Source organism: uncultured Ruegeria sp. (genome assembly GCF_947504215.1).
Lineage (GTDB): Bacteria > Pseudomonadota > Alphaproteobacteria > Rhodobacterales > Rhodobacteraceae > Ruegeria.
The window spans coordinates 164760-180743 of sequence record NZ_CANNGO010000005.1 but is presented as its reverse complement, the minus strand read 5'-3'; the positions used below and the strand labels follow the sequence as shown (position 1 = coordinate 180743).

General features: G+C 56.3%; 15 protein-coding genes. 9 read left to right on the top strand and 6 right to left on the bottom strand.

All coding sequences use genetic code 11. From position 1 onward, the window contains the following. The first annotated feature begins 22 nt into the window (after positions 1-22). Complete coding sequence (locus tag Q1B21_RS11550) at positions 23-1075, top strand: YeeE/YedE family protein (RefSeq protein WP_299889496.1); 1053 nt, start codon at positions 23-25, stop codon at positions 1073-1075. 135 nt (positions 1076-1210) lie between these two features. Here the strand turns inward: Q1B21_RS11550 and Q1B21_RS11545 are convergent, their stop codons facing one another. Further along, complete coding sequence (locus Q1B21_RS11545) at positions 1211-2812, bottom strand: BCCT family transporter (RefSeq protein ID WP_299889494.1); 1602 nt, start codon at positions 2810-2812, stop codon at positions 1211-1213. Positions 2813-3616: 804 nt separating this feature from the next. Between Q1B21_RS11545 and Q1B21_RS11540 the strand changes: the two genes are divergently transcribed. From Q1B21_RS11540 to Q1B21_RS11530, 3 genes are read left to right on the top strand one after another with little or no spacing between them, the layout of a single operon-like run. After that, the gene (locus Q1B21_RS11540) at positions 3617-3970 is read left to right on the top strand and encodes a helix-turn-helix transcriptional regulator (RefSeq protein WP_299889492.1); all 354 of its coding nucleotides are present in this window, start codon (positions 3617-3619) and stop codon (positions 3968-3970) included. Continuing rightward, on the top strand, positions 3951-4373 hold the full coding sequence (locus Q1B21_RS11535; protein WP_299079159.1) for an SRPBCC domain-containing protein: 423 nt from the start codon (positions 3951-3953) through the stop codon (positions 4371-4373). The genes Q1B21_RS11540 and Q1B21_RS11535 overlap by 20 nt, the downstream gene beginning before the upstream one ends. Then, a complete protein-coding gene (locus tag Q1B21_RS11530; protein WP_299889490.1) occupies positions 4370-4738 on the top strand; it encodes a DUF1761 family protein in 369 nt (122 codons plus the stop codon). The genes Q1B21_RS11535 and Q1B21_RS11530 overlap by 4 nt, the downstream gene beginning before the upstream one ends. A 62-nt stretch (positions 4739-4800) precedes the next feature. Here Q1B21_RS11530 and Q1B21_RS11525 read toward each other — a convergent pair whose 3' ends face one another. Next, positions 4801-5565: a DUF3299 domain-containing protein gene (locus tag Q1B21_RS11525; protein WP_299889488.1), complete on the bottom strand. Its 765-nt coding sequence runs from the start codon at positions 5563-5565 to the stop codon at positions 4801-4803. Positions 5566-5909: 344 nt separating this feature from the next. Between Q1B21_RS11525 and Q1B21_RS11520 the strand changes: the two genes are divergently transcribed. The 4 genes from Q1B21_RS11520 to Q1B21_RS11505 all read left to right on the top strand — a co-directional run bounded on the left by Q1B21_RS11520 (position 5910) and on the right by Q1B21_RS11505 (position 10965). Beyond that, a complete protein-coding gene (locus Q1B21_RS11520) occupies positions 5910-6794 on the top strand; it encodes a hypothetical protein (protein ID WP_299889486.1) in 885 nt (294 codons plus the stop codon). Positions 6795-7022: 228 nt separating this feature from the next. Continuing rightward, the gene (gene pnp, locus Q1B21_RS11515; RefSeq protein WP_299889483.1) at positions 7023-9173 is read left to right on the top strand and encodes a polyribonucleotide nucleotidyltransferase; all 2151 of its coding nucleotides are present in this window, start codon (positions 7023-7025) and stop codon (positions 9171-9173) included. Between the two features lie 252 nt (positions 9174-9425). Then, positions 9426-10451: a Hint domain-containing protein gene (locus Q1B21_RS11510; protein ID WP_299889481.1), complete on the top strand. Its 1026-nt coding sequence runs from the start codon at positions 9426-9428 to the stop codon at positions 10449-10451. Between the two features lie 334 nt (positions 10452-10785). Further along, the gene (locus Q1B21_RS11505) at positions 10786-10965 is read left to right on the top strand and encodes a hypothetical protein (protein ID WP_299889480.1); all 180 of its coding nucleotides are present in this window, start codon (positions 10786-10788) and stop codon (positions 10963-10965) included. Positions 10966-11147: 182 nt separating this feature from the next. Here the strand turns inward: Q1B21_RS11505 and Q1B21_RS11500 are convergent, their stop codons facing one another. Then, positions 11148-11798, bottom strand: coding sequence for a peroxiredoxin (locus Q1B21_RS11500; protein ID WP_298934350.1), 651 nt, complete (start codon positions 11796-11798; stop codon positions 11148-11150). Between the two features lie 221 nt (positions 11799-12019). Between Q1B21_RS11500 and Q1B21_RS11495 the strand changes: the two genes are divergently transcribed. Next, a complete protein-coding gene (locus Q1B21_RS11495; RefSeq protein WP_299889478.1) occupies positions 12020-13459 on the top strand; it encodes an aldehyde dehydrogenase family protein in 1440 nt (479 codons plus the stop codon). A gap of 46 nt (positions 13460-13505) precedes the next feature. Here the strand turns inward: Q1B21_RS11495 and Q1B21_RS11490 are convergent, their stop codons facing one another. The 3 genes from Q1B21_RS11490 to Q1B21_RS11480 form a co-directional block, all read right to left on the bottom strand. After that, the gene (locus Q1B21_RS11490) at positions 13506-14261 is read right to left on the bottom strand and encodes an SDR family oxidoreductase (protein WP_299889476.1); all 756 of its coding nucleotides are present in this window, start codon (positions 14259-14261) and stop codon (positions 13506-13508) included. 164 nt (positions 14262-14425) lie between these two features. Next, entirely contained in the window at positions 14426-14857 is a 432-nt protein-coding gene (locus Q1B21_RS11485; protein WP_299889474.1) for a glyoxalase superfamily protein, read from the bottom strand. 180 nt (positions 14858-15037) lie between these two features. Then, positions 15038-15931, bottom strand: coding sequence for a cation diffusion facilitator family transporter (locus tag Q1B21_RS11480; protein ID WP_299889472.1), 894 nt, complete (start codon positions 15929-15931; stop codon positions 15038-15040). Between the last annotated feature and the right edge of the window lie 53 nt (positions 15932-15984).

Below are 15984 nucleotides of genomic sequence, written 5' to 3'. Positions count from 1 at the left end.
ATTTGGTCGGGGGAGGACCCAGGTGCTGGAGACACTCGGAGAAGCAAACACTGCCGCACTGATCGGTTTGATCGGTGGGATCGCACTTGGCCTTGCCGCCAGAATCGGGCGGTTTTGTACGCTTGGTGCAATCGAAGACGCGCTTTACGGGGCCGACAACCGTCGCTTGAAAATGTGGGCCATTGCCATCGGTGTCGCCATTGTCGGGGCGCATCTGGCAATTGGGTTCGGCCTGCTTGACGGGTCGGAAACCGCTTATCTTGATCGCGTATGGAACCCACTTGGCACCATCATCGGGGGTCTGATGTTCGGCTATGGCATGGCGCTGAGCGGAAATTGCGGCTACGGCGCTTTGGCGCGTTTGGGGGGAGGCGACTTGCGGTCTTTTGTCATCGTCGTCGTGATGGCGTTATCCGCCTATTTCGTGATGTCCGGGCCGTTGGCCCATGCCCGCGTTTGGTTGTTCCCCGAAGTGACGGGTGCCACTTCTCCTCAGGGGTTCGCGCAGTTGTTTGAAGTTTACGGTGTGGCCCCTTTGGTCACCGGCCTCGTCATCGGAACCGGGCTTGTTGTGCTTGCCATCGCACGTGCCGAAACACGCCCATCGTACAAACAAGTCTTTTGGGCATCTGTGGTTGGGCTTGCCGTGGTATCTGGCTGGGTGGGCACCTATTGGATCGCCACAACCGGGTTTGATGCCGAGCCAATTGAAACACACACCTTCGCAGCCCCGATCGGAGACACCATCATCTATGGGATGACCGCTTCGGGCAATGCCTTGTCGTTTAGCGTCGGATCGGTCTTGGGTGTCGTCATCGGGGCGGTTTTGGGGTCATATTCCAAGGGCCATTTCCGATGGGAAGCGTGTGAAGATCCCCGCGAATTGCGGCGCCAGTTACTAGGCGCCGCTATCATGGGCCCCGGCGCAATTCTTGCAGTGGGCTGCAGCGTAGGCCAGGGAATCTCGGCGTTTTCGGTGCTTGCCTTCAGCGCACCAATTGCGTTTATCGCAATCTTCGCAGGGGCCGCCATTGGGCTGCGTCAGCTGATTACGGGGTTTGCTCCGGCCGAATAGGGCACGCTTTTTAAGGTGGCGTTGACAGGTCGGTCCATCGCTCTGTAAAGCAAGCAACCCTTTGACCAACACGCACCCACACGTGAAAACGCCCGCCGGATTGGCGGGCGTTTTCACGTGTTTCGAAACTACGGTTTAGATCTTTGCGCGTTCCGATTTCAGCGCCAGCCACAAACAGTAGCACATCATCAAAACCACCAACGTAAACGGTATGCCCGTTGACACCGCTGCACCCTGAAGCGCCGACAGGCCACCGCCAAGCAAGAGTGCAATGGCCACCAGCCCTTCGAGTGTGCACCAGAACACCCGCTGCACCACCGGCGCGTCCATCTTGCCACCCGCGGTGATCGTATCGATCACAAGCGAGCCGGAATCTGACGATGTGACAAAGAAGACCACAATCAGGACAAGCGAAATGGGGGCGACGATGCTGTAGAGCGGCAGTTCCTTCAGGAAACCGAACAGCGCGCCTTCGGGGGCGTAGCTGTCGATCACTGTGGCGCGGACACCTTCTGCACCACCTGCGTTCAGCATGTCGATGGCTGCGCCACCAAAGGTGGACATCCACAGCGCACAGACTGCGGTCGGTGCCAGCAAGGCGCAAATGATGAACTCACGCACCGTACGGCCCCTTGAGATGCGGGCGATGAACATGCCCACGAAAGGCGACCATGCAATCCACCAGGCCCAATAGAAGGTTGTCCATCCGTGGAAGTAACTGGTGTCTTCTCGACCGAACGGGTTCGAAAGGGCGGGCAAGTGCGTGACATAGTCCGTCATCACGCTGAAGTAGCGTGAAAACGCGGTGCCGATGCCTGTAACAGCGATGACAAAGAGGAACAGACCTACGGCCATGACCATATTGATCTCGCTCAGCCGTTTGACGCCTGCGTCCATGCCCATCAGAACCGATCCCAAAGCGATCAGTGTGATACCGATGATTAGCAATACGGTGACTGTCGGGCTGGGTTCGATGCCAAAGACCTCATTGAGACCCGCCGCGACTTGTTGCGCGCCCAGACCCAAAGAGGTTGTCAGGCCAAACAACGTCGCAAACACCGCCAGTGTGTCGATCATATGACCCCACCAGCCCCAGACACGTTCGCCCAGGATCGGGTAAAAGGCGGATCGCAGCGTCAGTGGCAACCCGAGATTGTAGCTGAAGATCGCCAAACTCAGGCCCACAGCAGCATAGATCGCCCAGCCTTCCAGGCCCCAATGGTGGATCGTTCCGACGATACCGGCATATTCATTGCCTGGTACCGCGATATCGATACCCAAGGGGCTGGCACCACCATCTTCGGCAAAGTTGTAGTAAACCGGCTCCATCACGCCAAAGAACAGCAGACCAATACCAATGCCAGCCGCGAACATCATCGCGATCCATCCAGCATAGGAATAGTCTGGCTTAGCATCCTTTCCGCCGATACGAACCTTACCCACCGGCAGAATAATGAGAGCCAGGCAAAACAAGGTGATTGCATCAACAGACAGAACCAAAAACCAGTCAAATGTGCTGGTGAGCCAGGGCCTGAGCCATCCAAAAAAGGTGGCCGCGGCTTCCTGGTTTGCCAGAGCGATCAGAACGAACGCAAAAATCAGGATGCTCGAGATCAAAAAGACCGGATTGTGGATGTCCAGACCGAACGGTCGGACGTTGTCCTGCCCCAATTCGTATTCCGTCTCGAAGTCGTAAATCCGTGGATCCGGATCCAACATTTTCTTCGTTTGTACCATTCGACTGCCCTTTGTTCGCTAAGTGCAAGCGCCAAGGTATTCGGTCGACGGACGGGAATGAGATTGTGACCCCCTTGGCGTGTTTCCGTCATTTCGACCGCGGGTTGAGTGGTAACAGCCTACACTGTCATCAAAATTTCACAAAACGCATTCATTTTTTGTTATGTTAGCGATAGCCAACCCTCAAGTTCACTACTAGTGTTCAACGAGAGGTTATTTGGGGATCTTCAAGCCGTGCAAACCCGGCGAAGCAACAGCTGTCATCCGAAAAGCCCCTGGCCGCTGCCCAGAAATCGCAGGCTGAGTTTGCTGCCCAACACTGCCAGATCAAACGCATTCGATCAGAAACTGAACAAGCGGTGCATGTCGGTTTCGGGTCCCTGACGGCGCGAACTCTTGTCGCTCCGGTACTTCGGAGCGCATGGGAGGATTCACCGCAAACGCGCGGCAATATGGTGTTCAGCGACCGGCAAGCCCTGATCGAGATGCTCGAAAGTCGGCAGATCGATGCCGCAGGTGGAAAGCGACTATGCCTTCCTGGCCTCACTGCTGATAGATGCGATGTTTGTGTTTGGGGGGTTCCCAAGACCTTCGCCGAGCAGGTCGCCGAAAGGGTGGTCAAACTGATCGTAACCATGTCGCCTGTCACCTAGAACACCTGTGCCGAGCGCCAATCAGGGCAAGGCCAACCTGCCACCGACATCCAGTGGCAGCAACTCGCAACATTGACTGGCCAGGCGTTCGGGTGATGTGTTATTCACCCAAGTGGTTGACTGAAGCAGAATAAGGTTGTAATTCATCCAAATGGTTGAACGAGAGAGTCGATATGACCTCAACGCGATATTGAAGTCCGCGTCTGACCCAACCCGCCGCGCAATCCTGACGATGCTTGCGCAACAGGGACCTTTGCGGGTGACGGACATCGCGCGGCAGTTTGATATGAGCCTCAATTCGGTGTCCAAGCACATCAAGGTGCTGGAAAACGCCGAGTTGGTGCAGCGCAGGACAGAATGGCGTGAGCATCTGATCGAGGTTCAGATGGCCCCCTTGTCAGCCGTTGATTCTTGGTTTGCCGGGTTGCGTTCGATTTGGGCGCTTCGGCTGGACGCCTTGGAAACTGCATTGGAGGACCCAGAAGATGACGGATCTGTCACTTGAAATAACACGCGCCATCCCGCATCCGCCCGACAAGGTATTCGATGCCTGGCTGAACCCGGAAATGCTGGCCAAATTCATGTTGCCCGGGCCAGGAATGACGGTGTCCGAGGCGCAATCCGACGCCAAGGTCGGCGGTCGGTTCAAAATCGTCATGCGCGCCCCCGAGGCCGGTGATCTGCCGCATGAGGGCGAATACAAGGTCATCGACCGCCCGAACCGGCTGCAATTTACCTGGAACTCTCCTTACAGTCAGGACGATTCCACCGTGACGCTGGATTTCACCCCAACTGACAAAGGTACGCAGTTGCGCCTGCATCACATCCGGTTCCCGTCGCAGGAAAGCCGGGACAACCACGAAGGTGGCTGGACCGCAATATTGGTGGCGCTGGAGGACGCGCTGTGATCAACTGGTTAGCGCTTGCAACAGGGGTAATCGCGGCATTTCTGTTGGGTTATCTGGTCTATGGACCGCTCGGTTTTCAAAAGCGCTGGGCCGAGGGCACACGGATTGACCCAACACCGCCTGACACACCACCACTGGCAGCAATGGCCGCGCAAATTGTGTTCCTGATCTTGCTGGCAGCGGTGATTGCAGTGACCGAAACCACCAACAGTCTGAGTGTTGCCCTGCTGGCGATCCTTGCCGTGGCAGCACAGGCGGTCTCGGTTGGCGCTTGGGCGCAGAAAAGCAATTTCGCGATCACGGTCGATGCCGGTTATGCGTTGGGCTGCGGCGTTGTGATGATCCTGGCTCATGCGATCCTATGACATCTATGCCTCGGCCCGGTTCCAAGTGAATCGGACTGAGGCGAACACATTAGCTGACAACCCTACTCGGTTGCTTTTCCACCTCCTGTTTTTTTGTGCGCCGCTGCCCGAATTCGGTCCGTCAGGCTGAGCTGCGCCCCGGGCGCATCGCCCGCCTCACTCAAATCCTCAATCTCTGTCACGTCCAGTTTGAACGTCGCCCGCATCGGCACCAAGCCATCTACCACGACAAATTCACGATCAGACGGATCAATAGACAGCGTTCCGGTTACACGAACCGGAACATGGGCGTAATCCGGGGTCCAGGTGCCATCCAACTGCACGCGGATCATCTGGTTTGGCGGCGGCGGAGGCATGTGACTGCACATTCCAAACTGGGGCACCAAATAGGCAACCTCCTGGCCATCTGCCTCCGGTGGTGCCGGAATGGCAAAGCCGCTCAGCGTGACAGTCTGGCCATCGAATTGCGGATTGCCGGCCGCGCCAGCCCGTTCCCGGCGTTCGGTGACGACCGGAACCTGTTCGAGAAGCCAGTCGACGTCTATGTCGTCCGACGTCAGCGCATCCTCGGTTTCCAAAAGCAGTTCCTGCCACGTCTGTCGTTCTTCCTCGGTGCCGACATCCTGCTGCAACCTGCCGCGCAGGCGAACCACAAAAAGGACATCGTCGAACTGTTCCGGGCTGAGATCACGGTAGGGATCGTCGAACTCCTGCATCGCCGGATCCGGCAGATCGGGCCATCCAACTGACACGGGCGACGCATTCACCGCTGTAACTCCCCAAAGGGCCAGTAAGGTCCAAGTAATGAACTGCAGGCGGAAGGTCATGGCGTCCTCGGGCAATCAGCGCATGTTACACAGGCAACGATCCTAAGTCGAATGACGCGCGCGTCCATCCAGAAAATAGTCACAATCCTTGTAGGACGATCAGTCGCGCAGACAGCGGTCGCTTCTCTTTCCAGACAAGAGGCTAATCTACACCAGCGAGAGCTGACGTCAGGAAACGGCTTAAACACCTACGCCGACCTCTTGCAAACAAATCTACTGTAGGTAGATGCTTGCAAAGCAAAATTTTCAATGACTCAAGGTATTATCCTAGACCCAGAACTTTGTCAGACGGGTCGAACGTCCCGCCTTGCGCAAACACAACCCAATATCTACAGGCTCTTTCCATGACGATTATCCTCAAATCGATCCCCCTTTCATTCACTGTTTTTGTGCGCATGATTTTCCCAGTCATTCTAATCAGCGTCGCCTCTATGGTTGTGTCGGTTATTCTGAATATCGTCACCCTTGGGTTGGCGGGTTACATCAGCGGGCCGGTCACAGCGGTGTTCATCAGCCTGTTCGGAATTCGTGTAGCCTTGGCAATCAAAGGTGATTTACGCCGCACAGATCTAACGACGCTGGCATTGAACTCACTCCTGTACGGGGTGTTCTTTATGGTCGCATTAGGTGGCTTAGCCGTTTTTGCAAATATCGTAGCTGTGCTGTTTTCCCTATGGACGTTAGGCGAACCGATATCCCTGACTGCGCTCAGGGATGCTGCAGAACCCATCAAGATTTCGTTCGCATTTCTCGCTGTGGGCGTCAAAGTTGTCGTGGCATACATTCTGTTGGCGGTTGCCTATGCCGTCATGGCCGTACCAATGGCAAGCGCAGCCCGAGGATCAGGCCAAGGTGCGCCAAGCAAAGGCTTTTTCAACGGGTTCGGACGTAGTTTCATTCCATTGTTCTGCGTCTTCTTCGTTTCAATCTTCCTGCAGTTTTTTTTCGACGTTCTTACCTCTTTGTTTGCAATCTTCCCCCTCATTCTGTCGGTTGTGTCTCTTGTTCTCACGCAGTCGTTGCCGAGTTTCGATCTCGACACCATTCTGAAAGGGATAGCTTCAGGCGCTGCCCTGCTTTGGCTCAATTCGTGGATTTGGTCAGTGGCCGCACTCGCGCTGCTGAAATTAGACGGCAATGAAACCCCGCGCGCGCCGGTCTCATTACCCGAGACGGAAACGGCAACCGACATTCGGGGGCTACGCAAATCTCGCGAGCGATCATTCTGAGCTTGGGGACGTTCGCGGTTCAAGCCAGACTTAACCAGACCAATGATCGCTAACGAAAGTGACACCTCTTTCAATCCGGCCCATTCTCATGTATGCGCGCTGCATCTGAGACGTTGTGCCCTGACCCCGGCACTCAGACGAAAGCTAAAATGGGGTCGGCGGCAATGGGGCCGCCATGCAAAACGGGAGACCCGCAGGGGCGGGAGTGCTCCCTTCTAGGATACGCAAATGTTTGATGTAACAAAGAAATCAATTCAGTGGGGCGAAGAGACGCTGACACTGGAAACCGGCAAGGTTGCCCGTCAGGCGGACGGCAGCGTGATTGCCACGCTGGGCGAGACCAGCGTGATGGCAAACGTGACCTTTGCGCGGAAACAAAAACCCGGTCAGGACTTTTTCCCGCTGACCGTCCACTACCAAGAGAAATACTATGCCGCCGGTAAAGTTCCGGGTGGCTTCTTCAAGCGCGAGGCGCGCCCGACTGAAAAAGAGACGCTGACCGCGCGTCTGATCGACCGGCCGATCCGCCCGCTGTTCGTTGACGGCTTCAAGAACGAAGTTCTGGTGATGTGCACCGTGCTGAGCCACGATCTGGTCAACGACCCCGACATGGTGGCGATGATCGCAGCCTCTGCCGCGCTGACCATTTCCGGCGCACCGTTCAGGGGCCCGATCGCCGGTTGCCGCGTTGGTTTCGAGGATGGCGATTACATCCTGAACCCGACCGTAGACGACATGCAGGACCTGCGCCTCAACCCTGAACAGCGACTGGATCTGGTTGTTGCCGGCACCAAAGACGCCGTGATGATGGTAGAATCGGAAGCTTACGAGTTGTCCGAGGCCGAGATGCTGGGTGCTGTCAAATTCGCACACGAACAGATTCAGCCGGTGATCGACCTGATCATCTCATTGGCCGAAGACGCCGCGAAAGAGCCGTTTGACTTCCAGGCGCCCGACTATTCTGAGCTGTCCGCTGCCGTTAAGGCCGCAGGTGAAGAGCAGATGCGTGCAGCCTTCGCGATCACCGACAAGCAAGAGCGCACCGCCGCTGTTGCCGCGGCCCGTGAAGCAATCATGGCAGCCCTGACCGAAGAGCAGTTGGAAGACGGCAACCTCGGTTCCGCAATGAAGAAGCTGGAAGCTGGCATTCTGCGCGGAGACGTCGTCAAAGGCGGCAAGCGGATCGACGGTCGGTCTACCACCGACATCCGTTCGATCGTTGCAGAAACCTCGATGCTGCCACGGACCCATGGTTCTGCCCTGTTCACCCGCGGTGAAACGCAGGCACTGGCCGTGACCACGCTGGGCACCGGTGACGATGAACAGTTCATCGACGCGCTGCATGGCAACTTTAAATCGAACTTCCTGCTGCATTACAACTTCCCTCCCTACTCGGTTGGTGAAGCTGGTCGTGTGGGCCCTCCGGGACGTCGTGAGATTGGTCATGGCAAACTGGCATGGCGCGCACTGCAGGCGGTTCTGCCTGCGGCAACCGACTTCCCCTACACAATCCGTATCGTGTCGGAGATCACTGAATCCAACGGCTCCAGCTCGATGGCGTCGGTCTGCGGCGGTTCGCTGTCGATGATGGATGCAGGCGTTCCGCTGAAATCGGCAGTTGCCGGTGTGGCCATGGGTCTGATCCTGGAAGATGACGGCGAATATGCCATCCTGTCGGACATTCTGGGTGACGAAGACCACCTGGGCGACATGGACTTCAAGGTTGCTGGTACCGAAAACGGCATCACTTCGCTGCAGATGGACATCAAGGTCGCGGGCATCACGCCCGAGATCATGGAGAAAGCCCTGGCGCAAGCCAAGGACGGCCGGATGCACATCCTGGGCGAGATGGGCAAAGCCCTGTCCGAGACCAACGAATTCTCGGTCCACGCCCCGCGCATCGAGACCATGAACATCCCAACCGACAAGATCCGTGAAGTGATCGGTTCGGGCGGTAAAGTCATCCGCGAAATCGTTGAGGTTTCGGGTGCCAAGGTCGACATCAATGACGACGGCGTCATCAAGATCGCCTCGCCGGATGGTGAATCGATCAAGAAGGCCTATGAGATGATCCATTCGATCGTCGCCGAGCCGGAAGAAGGTCAGATCTACACTGGTAAAGTGGTCAAGATCGTCGACTTCGGTGCCTTCGTGAACTTCTTTGGCAAACGCGACGGTCTGGTTCACGTGTCCCAGATCGAAAACCGCCGCCTGAACCATCCGTCGGATGTTCTGAAGGAAGGTCAGGAAGTGAAAGTCAAGCTGCTGGGCTTTGACGATCGCGGCAAGGTTCGCCTGTCAATGAAAATCGTTGATCAGGAAACCGGCGAAGAGATCGCTCCTGAGAAGAAAGAAAAGAAAGAAGAAGGCGCAGAGTAATCTGTCCTTCCTTTTTAAACGCGGAAGACCCCGGTTTTGACCGGGGTCTTTTTTTGTTGCGCGTAGTAGATTTCAAACGTCAAGCATGACGGCGGAGGGCGTTGCAAGCTCAATGCACGACACCTTGTCTTTTGCGACGGCACAACACCTGACCTGCTGATAGTCCTGAACAACGCTAGGCATCTGCACGTTACGCGTGTATAAATATAGGAGCATTTAAACTTTTGAGTTTTCCCGAGGCGTATTTCAGCCATGAAGTTCATTACCATTTACGAGATCAATAACGACCCGCTAAGCAGTACAAACGTCACGGTTCTGCAGTCATTTCAGGTTGCGATTGTCGACGGTGACGATGCGCTGGAAGACCCTGATGCGGACGGGGGCCAGCAGATTGATGTCAGCGGCGTTCCCGGATTTATCGGCAATTCCACAAACTTCCAGACCTTCGAAACCTATAGTGGAAATGTGGGCGGAAATCCGGTCACGTTCACTTTGCTGCAATTCTCTAACCCACAGTACATCGTCGTTACCTCCGGCCAGGTGCAGGTGGGCAACGTCATTGCGGGCACCAACAATTCAATCATAACCGCCCCACCTGTTGACTACGATACACTACCGACATTTGTTTGCTTCACCGCAGGCTCACTGATCCAGACGCCAACAGGCATGCGTCGGATTGAGACGCTTCATCCCGGTGATCCGGTATATGTTGGCGACGGCAGCGTGAAACCGGTCCGCTGGATCGGGCGGCGGCGCCTCTCGATTGCCGAGTTGAAACAGGACCCACATCTATGCCCCGTTCGGATCAGGAAGGGCAGTTTCGGAAAGGACTGCCCAAGCCGCGACCTTCTGGTCTCACCCCAACACCGGATTGCAGTCTCGTCCGTTAGCATGGAGCTCTACTACGCGGATCCGGTCATGCTCGCCCCGGCCAAGGGGCTGATTGATGGTACGACAATCACTCAAGAACCGCCCGACCGGGGTGTTCAATATATTCACATCCTGTTTGACCAGCATGAGTTGGTGAATGTCGAAGGCATCTGGTCTGAATCTTTCTTCCCCGGCGCCGTTACGCTCAGCGCGCTGGCCGCAGAGACCAAGCGCGAACTATACGACCTGTTTCCTAAACTGATGACCAAGGACACTGGGTATGGGGAGACGGCTTTGCCTGTAATGAAACCGTACGAGGCACGTTTGTTGCAACGCGATTTTTCTGTTCCGCTGGGCACAGGGTACCTCAGTCACCGTGACGCTCGGGTTCGCCCACAACAACCTTAGAACGATCCGTATCCGTTTAAACCGACGCTATGGATTTTGGCCCAATCAAATGGCAGTGTTTACCCCCGATTTCGTTTCCCCAACTAGCTCAGTGGGCATGCGGTCCTTTATCATCCATATGTCTACCGGCACAGCGCGACGGCCCAATGCCGAACAGCTTTGCTGAAACTTGCCCAATGCCAAGCTCTTGTAGGCTGTAGATGGGCGGGACACGGATCAGGTCGCGGGTATCCGCATCCATCGCGGTAAACTGCACCGTCGCCACTCTCCGTTCGCTTTGCGACCTGCAGAAATCGGGGCCTTTCAAAGCCACCGCCAGATATGGCAAAAAATGATGGAAGAGCGGATCGGCCTCGCGATCATCGCCAAAGCAGGCTTACGCGTAGACCTGGACAGCATAAAGCAGGTTCTGAAGATTCTGCGGCCGATTGCAACGCCCGATCACTATGTCCAGATACCGGTCAAACAGCGCGAAACTTCGCTACAAACCCCATCGGGCAGCGGAAATCAGTAAGTGGCGGTGAAATCGGCGGTTCGACAATTCAATCGAATCCACCTGTCAGTGACAAGATGACCCGCGAGTTCAAACGTGCTGCGTACCGGACAAAACTGCACCTACATCCGCAACTCCCGCCGATGTCACCAAACTTGGAATGCGCCTAACGAGGATCAGGGGGCCAGCGGCCCCCTTCCATATTACGATGGCGCTTTGGTTTTGCGCAGATAAGGGAAGATCGTTTCGAACTCGCCAAATTTCGCCTTGGCATCTTCGTTCGAAACGCTGGGTGGGATAATGACATCTTCACCCGGCACCCAATTTGCTGGCGTCGCAACACCCTTTGAGCTCATCTGAAGACCATCCAGCGCACGCAGGATCTCGGCGAAGTTCCGACCAACTGTCATCGGATATGTCATCGAAAGCTTCAGCTGCTTGTCAGGCCCGATGATGAAAACCGAGCGCACCGTGGCGCTGTCGGCTGGCGTGCGGCCGTCGGGTAGATAAGCTTCGGCGGGCAGCATATCGAAGGCTTTAGACACGGCCAGGCCGTCGTCGGCGATAATCGGGAATCCGGCATTGGCTTTGCCGTATTCCTCGATGTCCTTTTTCCACTTTTTGTGGTCTTCAACGCCATCCACAGACACGCCGATCACCTTGGTGTTCCGGGCGGCCCACTCGTCGTTCAACTGGGCAACGGCCGAGAACTCGGTGGTGCAGACAGGCGTGAAGTCTTTCGGGTGTGAGAACAGGATGGCCCAGCTGTCGCCAATCCAGTCATGAAACTGAATAGTGCCGTGATCCGTTTCTGCCGTGAAATTCGGGACCGTATCGTTGATGCGCAAACCCATGGGGCATCTCCTTTCCTGTTAAAAACCGAGTCGGTTGCTGTAAACCTAAACACTTTGCGCGCAGGTTAAACCATCCGTTTGGAACCGCCGAATTTATTTAGCCCTGTTTCGCCCAAAATAATTTGATCAAATTTCGATTTCTCCCTCTTGCCCGCCCTGCATACCGATGACAGAGTGGCCGCGAAACTGCCCCAGTGGCTGTATGGTCAGGAGGACGTGCCATGATCGAAAAACGCAATTTCTATATCAACGGACAGTGGGCTGCCCCATCTGCGGCAAATGACTTCGAGGTGATTAACCCATCGACCGAAGATCCGTGTGCGGTGATTTCACTGGGGTCCGAAGCAGATACCAACGCGGCCGTTGCTGCAGCCAAGGCGGCCCTGCCTGGCTGGATGGCAACCCCCGCCGCTGATCGTATTGCGTTGGTTGAAAAACTGATCAGCATTTACCAGACCCGCACTGAGGATCTGGCACAAGCCATGTCGCAGGAGATGGGCGCGCCAATTGACATGGCGCGCAGTCAACAGGTCGGGGCCGGGTCCTGGCATCTTGATGGTTTTGTTCGTGCCGCCAAAGCGTTTGAGTTTGAACGCCCACTGGGCGAGCATGCCCCCAATGACCGGATCATCTATGAGGCCGTTGGAGTCGCAGCGTTGATCACGCCATGGAACTGGCCGATGAATCAAGTCACGCTAAAAGTTGGTGCGGCGGCGATTGCGGGCTGCACGATGGTTCTGAAGCCGTCCGAACAAAGCCCGTTGAACGCGATGATCTTCGCCGAGATGATGGATGAGGCAGGCTTCCCGCCCGGTGTGTTCAATCTGGTGAACGGGGACGGTGCGGGTGTTGGTTCGCAACTCTCGGCGCATCCGGATGTGGATATGGTCAGCTTTACCGGCTCGACCCGTGCGGGAACGGCGATTTCCAAAGCCGCCGCCGATACGTTGAAAAAGGTGCATCTGGAACTGGGTGGCAAAGGCGCGAATGTGGTCTTTGCGGATGCCGATGAAAAGGCCGTCAAACGCGGCGTTTTGCATATGATGAACAACACCGGTCAAAGCTGTAACGCCCCCAGCCGGATGTTGGTGCAGCGCCCGATCTATGATCAGGCCGTAGAGACGGCAGCAGAGGTGGCCAACAAGGTTTCAGTTGGACCGGCGTCAGAAGAAGGTCGCCATATCGGCCCGGTTGTGAACGAGCTTCAGTGGGGCAAGATCCAGGACCTGATCCAGAAAGGCATCGACGAAGGTGCCCGCCTTGTTGCTGGTGGCACTGGACGGCCCGAGGGCCTGAACAAGGGGTACTACGTGCGCCCCACAGTCTTTGCTGACGCCAACAACCAGATGACCATCGCCCGCGAGGAAATCTTTGGCCCAGTGCTGACCATGATCCCGTTTGACACCGAAGAAGAGGCCGTCGAGATCGCCAACGACACGCCTTACGGCCTGACCAACTATGTCCAGACGCAGGACGGCGACCGCGCCAATCGTATGGCGCGCGTGCTGAGATCCGGGATGGTCGAGATGAACGGCAAATCGCGCAGTGCGGGTTCGCCCTTTGGCGGTATGAAGCAATCCGGCAACGGCCGCGAAGGCGGCGTCTGGGGTCTAGAGGATTTTCTTGAGGTCAAAGCAGTTGGCGGCTGGGCCGCCGAATAACCGACAGGTTGGGCTTTGGCCGCCTCATTCAGGCGGCCAAAACTGTTCAATCAAAACGCACGGACACGCCACCATCGGCCAGCATCGCGCTGCCAGTCACGAAACTGGCGTTTTGAGATAACAGGAACAGCGCCGTCCGCGCTATTTCTGCAGGCTGCGCCAAACGCCCCAGCGCGTGCTTGCCCGAGATATATGTATGAATATCCGGGTCATCTCCGGCCATAGGGGTCATGGTGCCACCAGGCAGGATTGCGTTGACCCTGATGTTGTCTTTGCCATGATCCGCGGCCAACGACTGTACCAAACCGATCAAGCCAGCCTTTGACGCAGCATAGGCCCCCATTCCCGGCAAGCCACCGTTTGAATAACCAACGAATGACGACGTAAACAGCAATGTGCCGCTGCCCGCGCGTTTCAGGGCCGGGATTTGCACCTTCGCTGCCAGAAAGGCGCTGGTCAGGTTGGTGCGCAGGACGTCTTCCCAGGTCGACAAAGACATGTTTTCTGCCGCCGCCAGATCTCCAACAATGCCCGCATTGTTGAAGGCACCGTTCAGGGATCCGAAGTGATCTTCAGCTGCCTTGACCAGCTTTGCCGCGTAGTCTGGGTCGCCGATATCCCCGGCCACGGCGATCGCATGGCCACCTTTTTTTTCAATCTCGTGTGCGACGCTGTCCAACGGCTCGGATCGGCGGGCGCCAAGGACAAGTCGCGCGCCCTGTTTCGCCAGCACCTCAGCGGCGGCCTTGCCGATGCCGCTGTTCGCTCCGGTGACAATGAGTGTCTGATCTGCAAAATCCATTCCAACTCTCCTGTTTATTGGCAGGAGAACCGATAAAACACCGCCCGATGATCCCGCGACCCGGATACTGCTCGAAGCGATTGCGAAGTTAAGATTGCGCAGGAAACGGGTCGGAATGGTCAGTGTTTGGTTGGCGCAGGGCCTTTCGCCCCCGCCTTATTCGATCAAACCGGGTGCACCACCAACTGCGGCTCGCCGTTTGACGTATGTCGCTTGGATCGACCATCCCATCCAATCTCTCCGGTGACGCGCTGCCGAAAGGCCGAAAAGCTGTCGAACTGCACAACGTCCACGGGCGCGTCGAAATGCAGAGTAACGCGGCGATGTCCTCCGTCACCCAGCATGGTCATTCCACGGATTTCCGCAGTAAATGGCTGCCCTAGATAGAGCCCGGAAACCCGGTCGCCAACGCGCAAACGCATCCGGTTTGCGGCCATTGCGTGCAACGTGTTCCAATCGCGAACGCCGTGCTGATGGGCCAGCAATTCCAGCGCCCTGCTATGTGAAATCTCAACGCCCTCATGTCGCAGGTCTTCCCGCAATCGTTTCGCCTGGGCTTTCAGCTCGTCAATCCGAGCGATGTCTGATGTCTTCATGTCTTGCCTCGTTTCCTTGAACGGGCGCGAATTCTGGACGGGGTTCGCATTTCCATCCGTGCGCCGGGAGCTTGGGCAACAGATGTCAGGAAACTCGGGTTTCACCATGGCCAATTGACCGCGAACGGCAGGATACCCGAACCTGCGCGGTGTATTGTCATCGGTTGAACGTCCTGTCAATCAAGTGCCTGCGCTTTTCAGCTCACTGTCTGGCTCAAGATGGATAACAAATACCGACCCCGGGAACTCATTCAGAAGGGCGGCTTCGATATCGTCGCAGATATCATGCGCCGCAGCGACGGACATTTTGCCGTCGACCACCAGATGAAACTCAGCAAAAATCATATTTGCAGACCGGCGACCGCGCAGGTCGTGATATTGCAGCGCCGGGCCGAGATTTGCCTCAATACCATTGCGAACAGCCTGTAATTCAGCATCAGATAAAGAGACATCCATCAACCCGTCGACCGAGTGTCGGATGACCTTCCACCCCTCCCACAGGATGTTCAGGGCAACCAGAATCGCGATGATCGGGTCCAGGATCAGCCATCCACTTGCCATGGCAAACAACAATCCAGCGACAACGCCAACCGAAGTCAGAATATCCGTGAAGATATGACGGGCACTGGCTTGCAAAGCCGGCGATTTCTCGCGTCGCCCGACCCGAAGAAGAACAAAGGCCCAGGCGCCATTCAGGCAAGTGGCCAGCATGTTGATCGCCAGCCCAAGAAAAGGGGAATCATCCAGATGTGGATTGGGCAACGCCGAAATGGCCTCGCGGATGATCAGAACTGCGGCCAGAACGATCAGGACGCCTTCGACGACGGCGGACAGATATTCAGCCTTTTTATGGCCAAACGGGTGTTTCTTGTCGGGTGGTTTCGATGAAATCCAAACGGCGAAGTAGGCCAGTGAAGCCGCAGCAACATTGACGATTGATTCCAATGCATCCGACAGTAAAGCAACGGACCCGGTCAACCACCAGGCCAGAAGCTTTAATGTCAGAACGGCAACGGATACCGGAATGGTCCATGCGGCAAATGTTTGGGGTGTCGGCCAGGAATCTTGCGTCATTAACAGCCGAGTATCACATGAACCGACCTAGAAAGCCCAAACCTTTTCTCGCC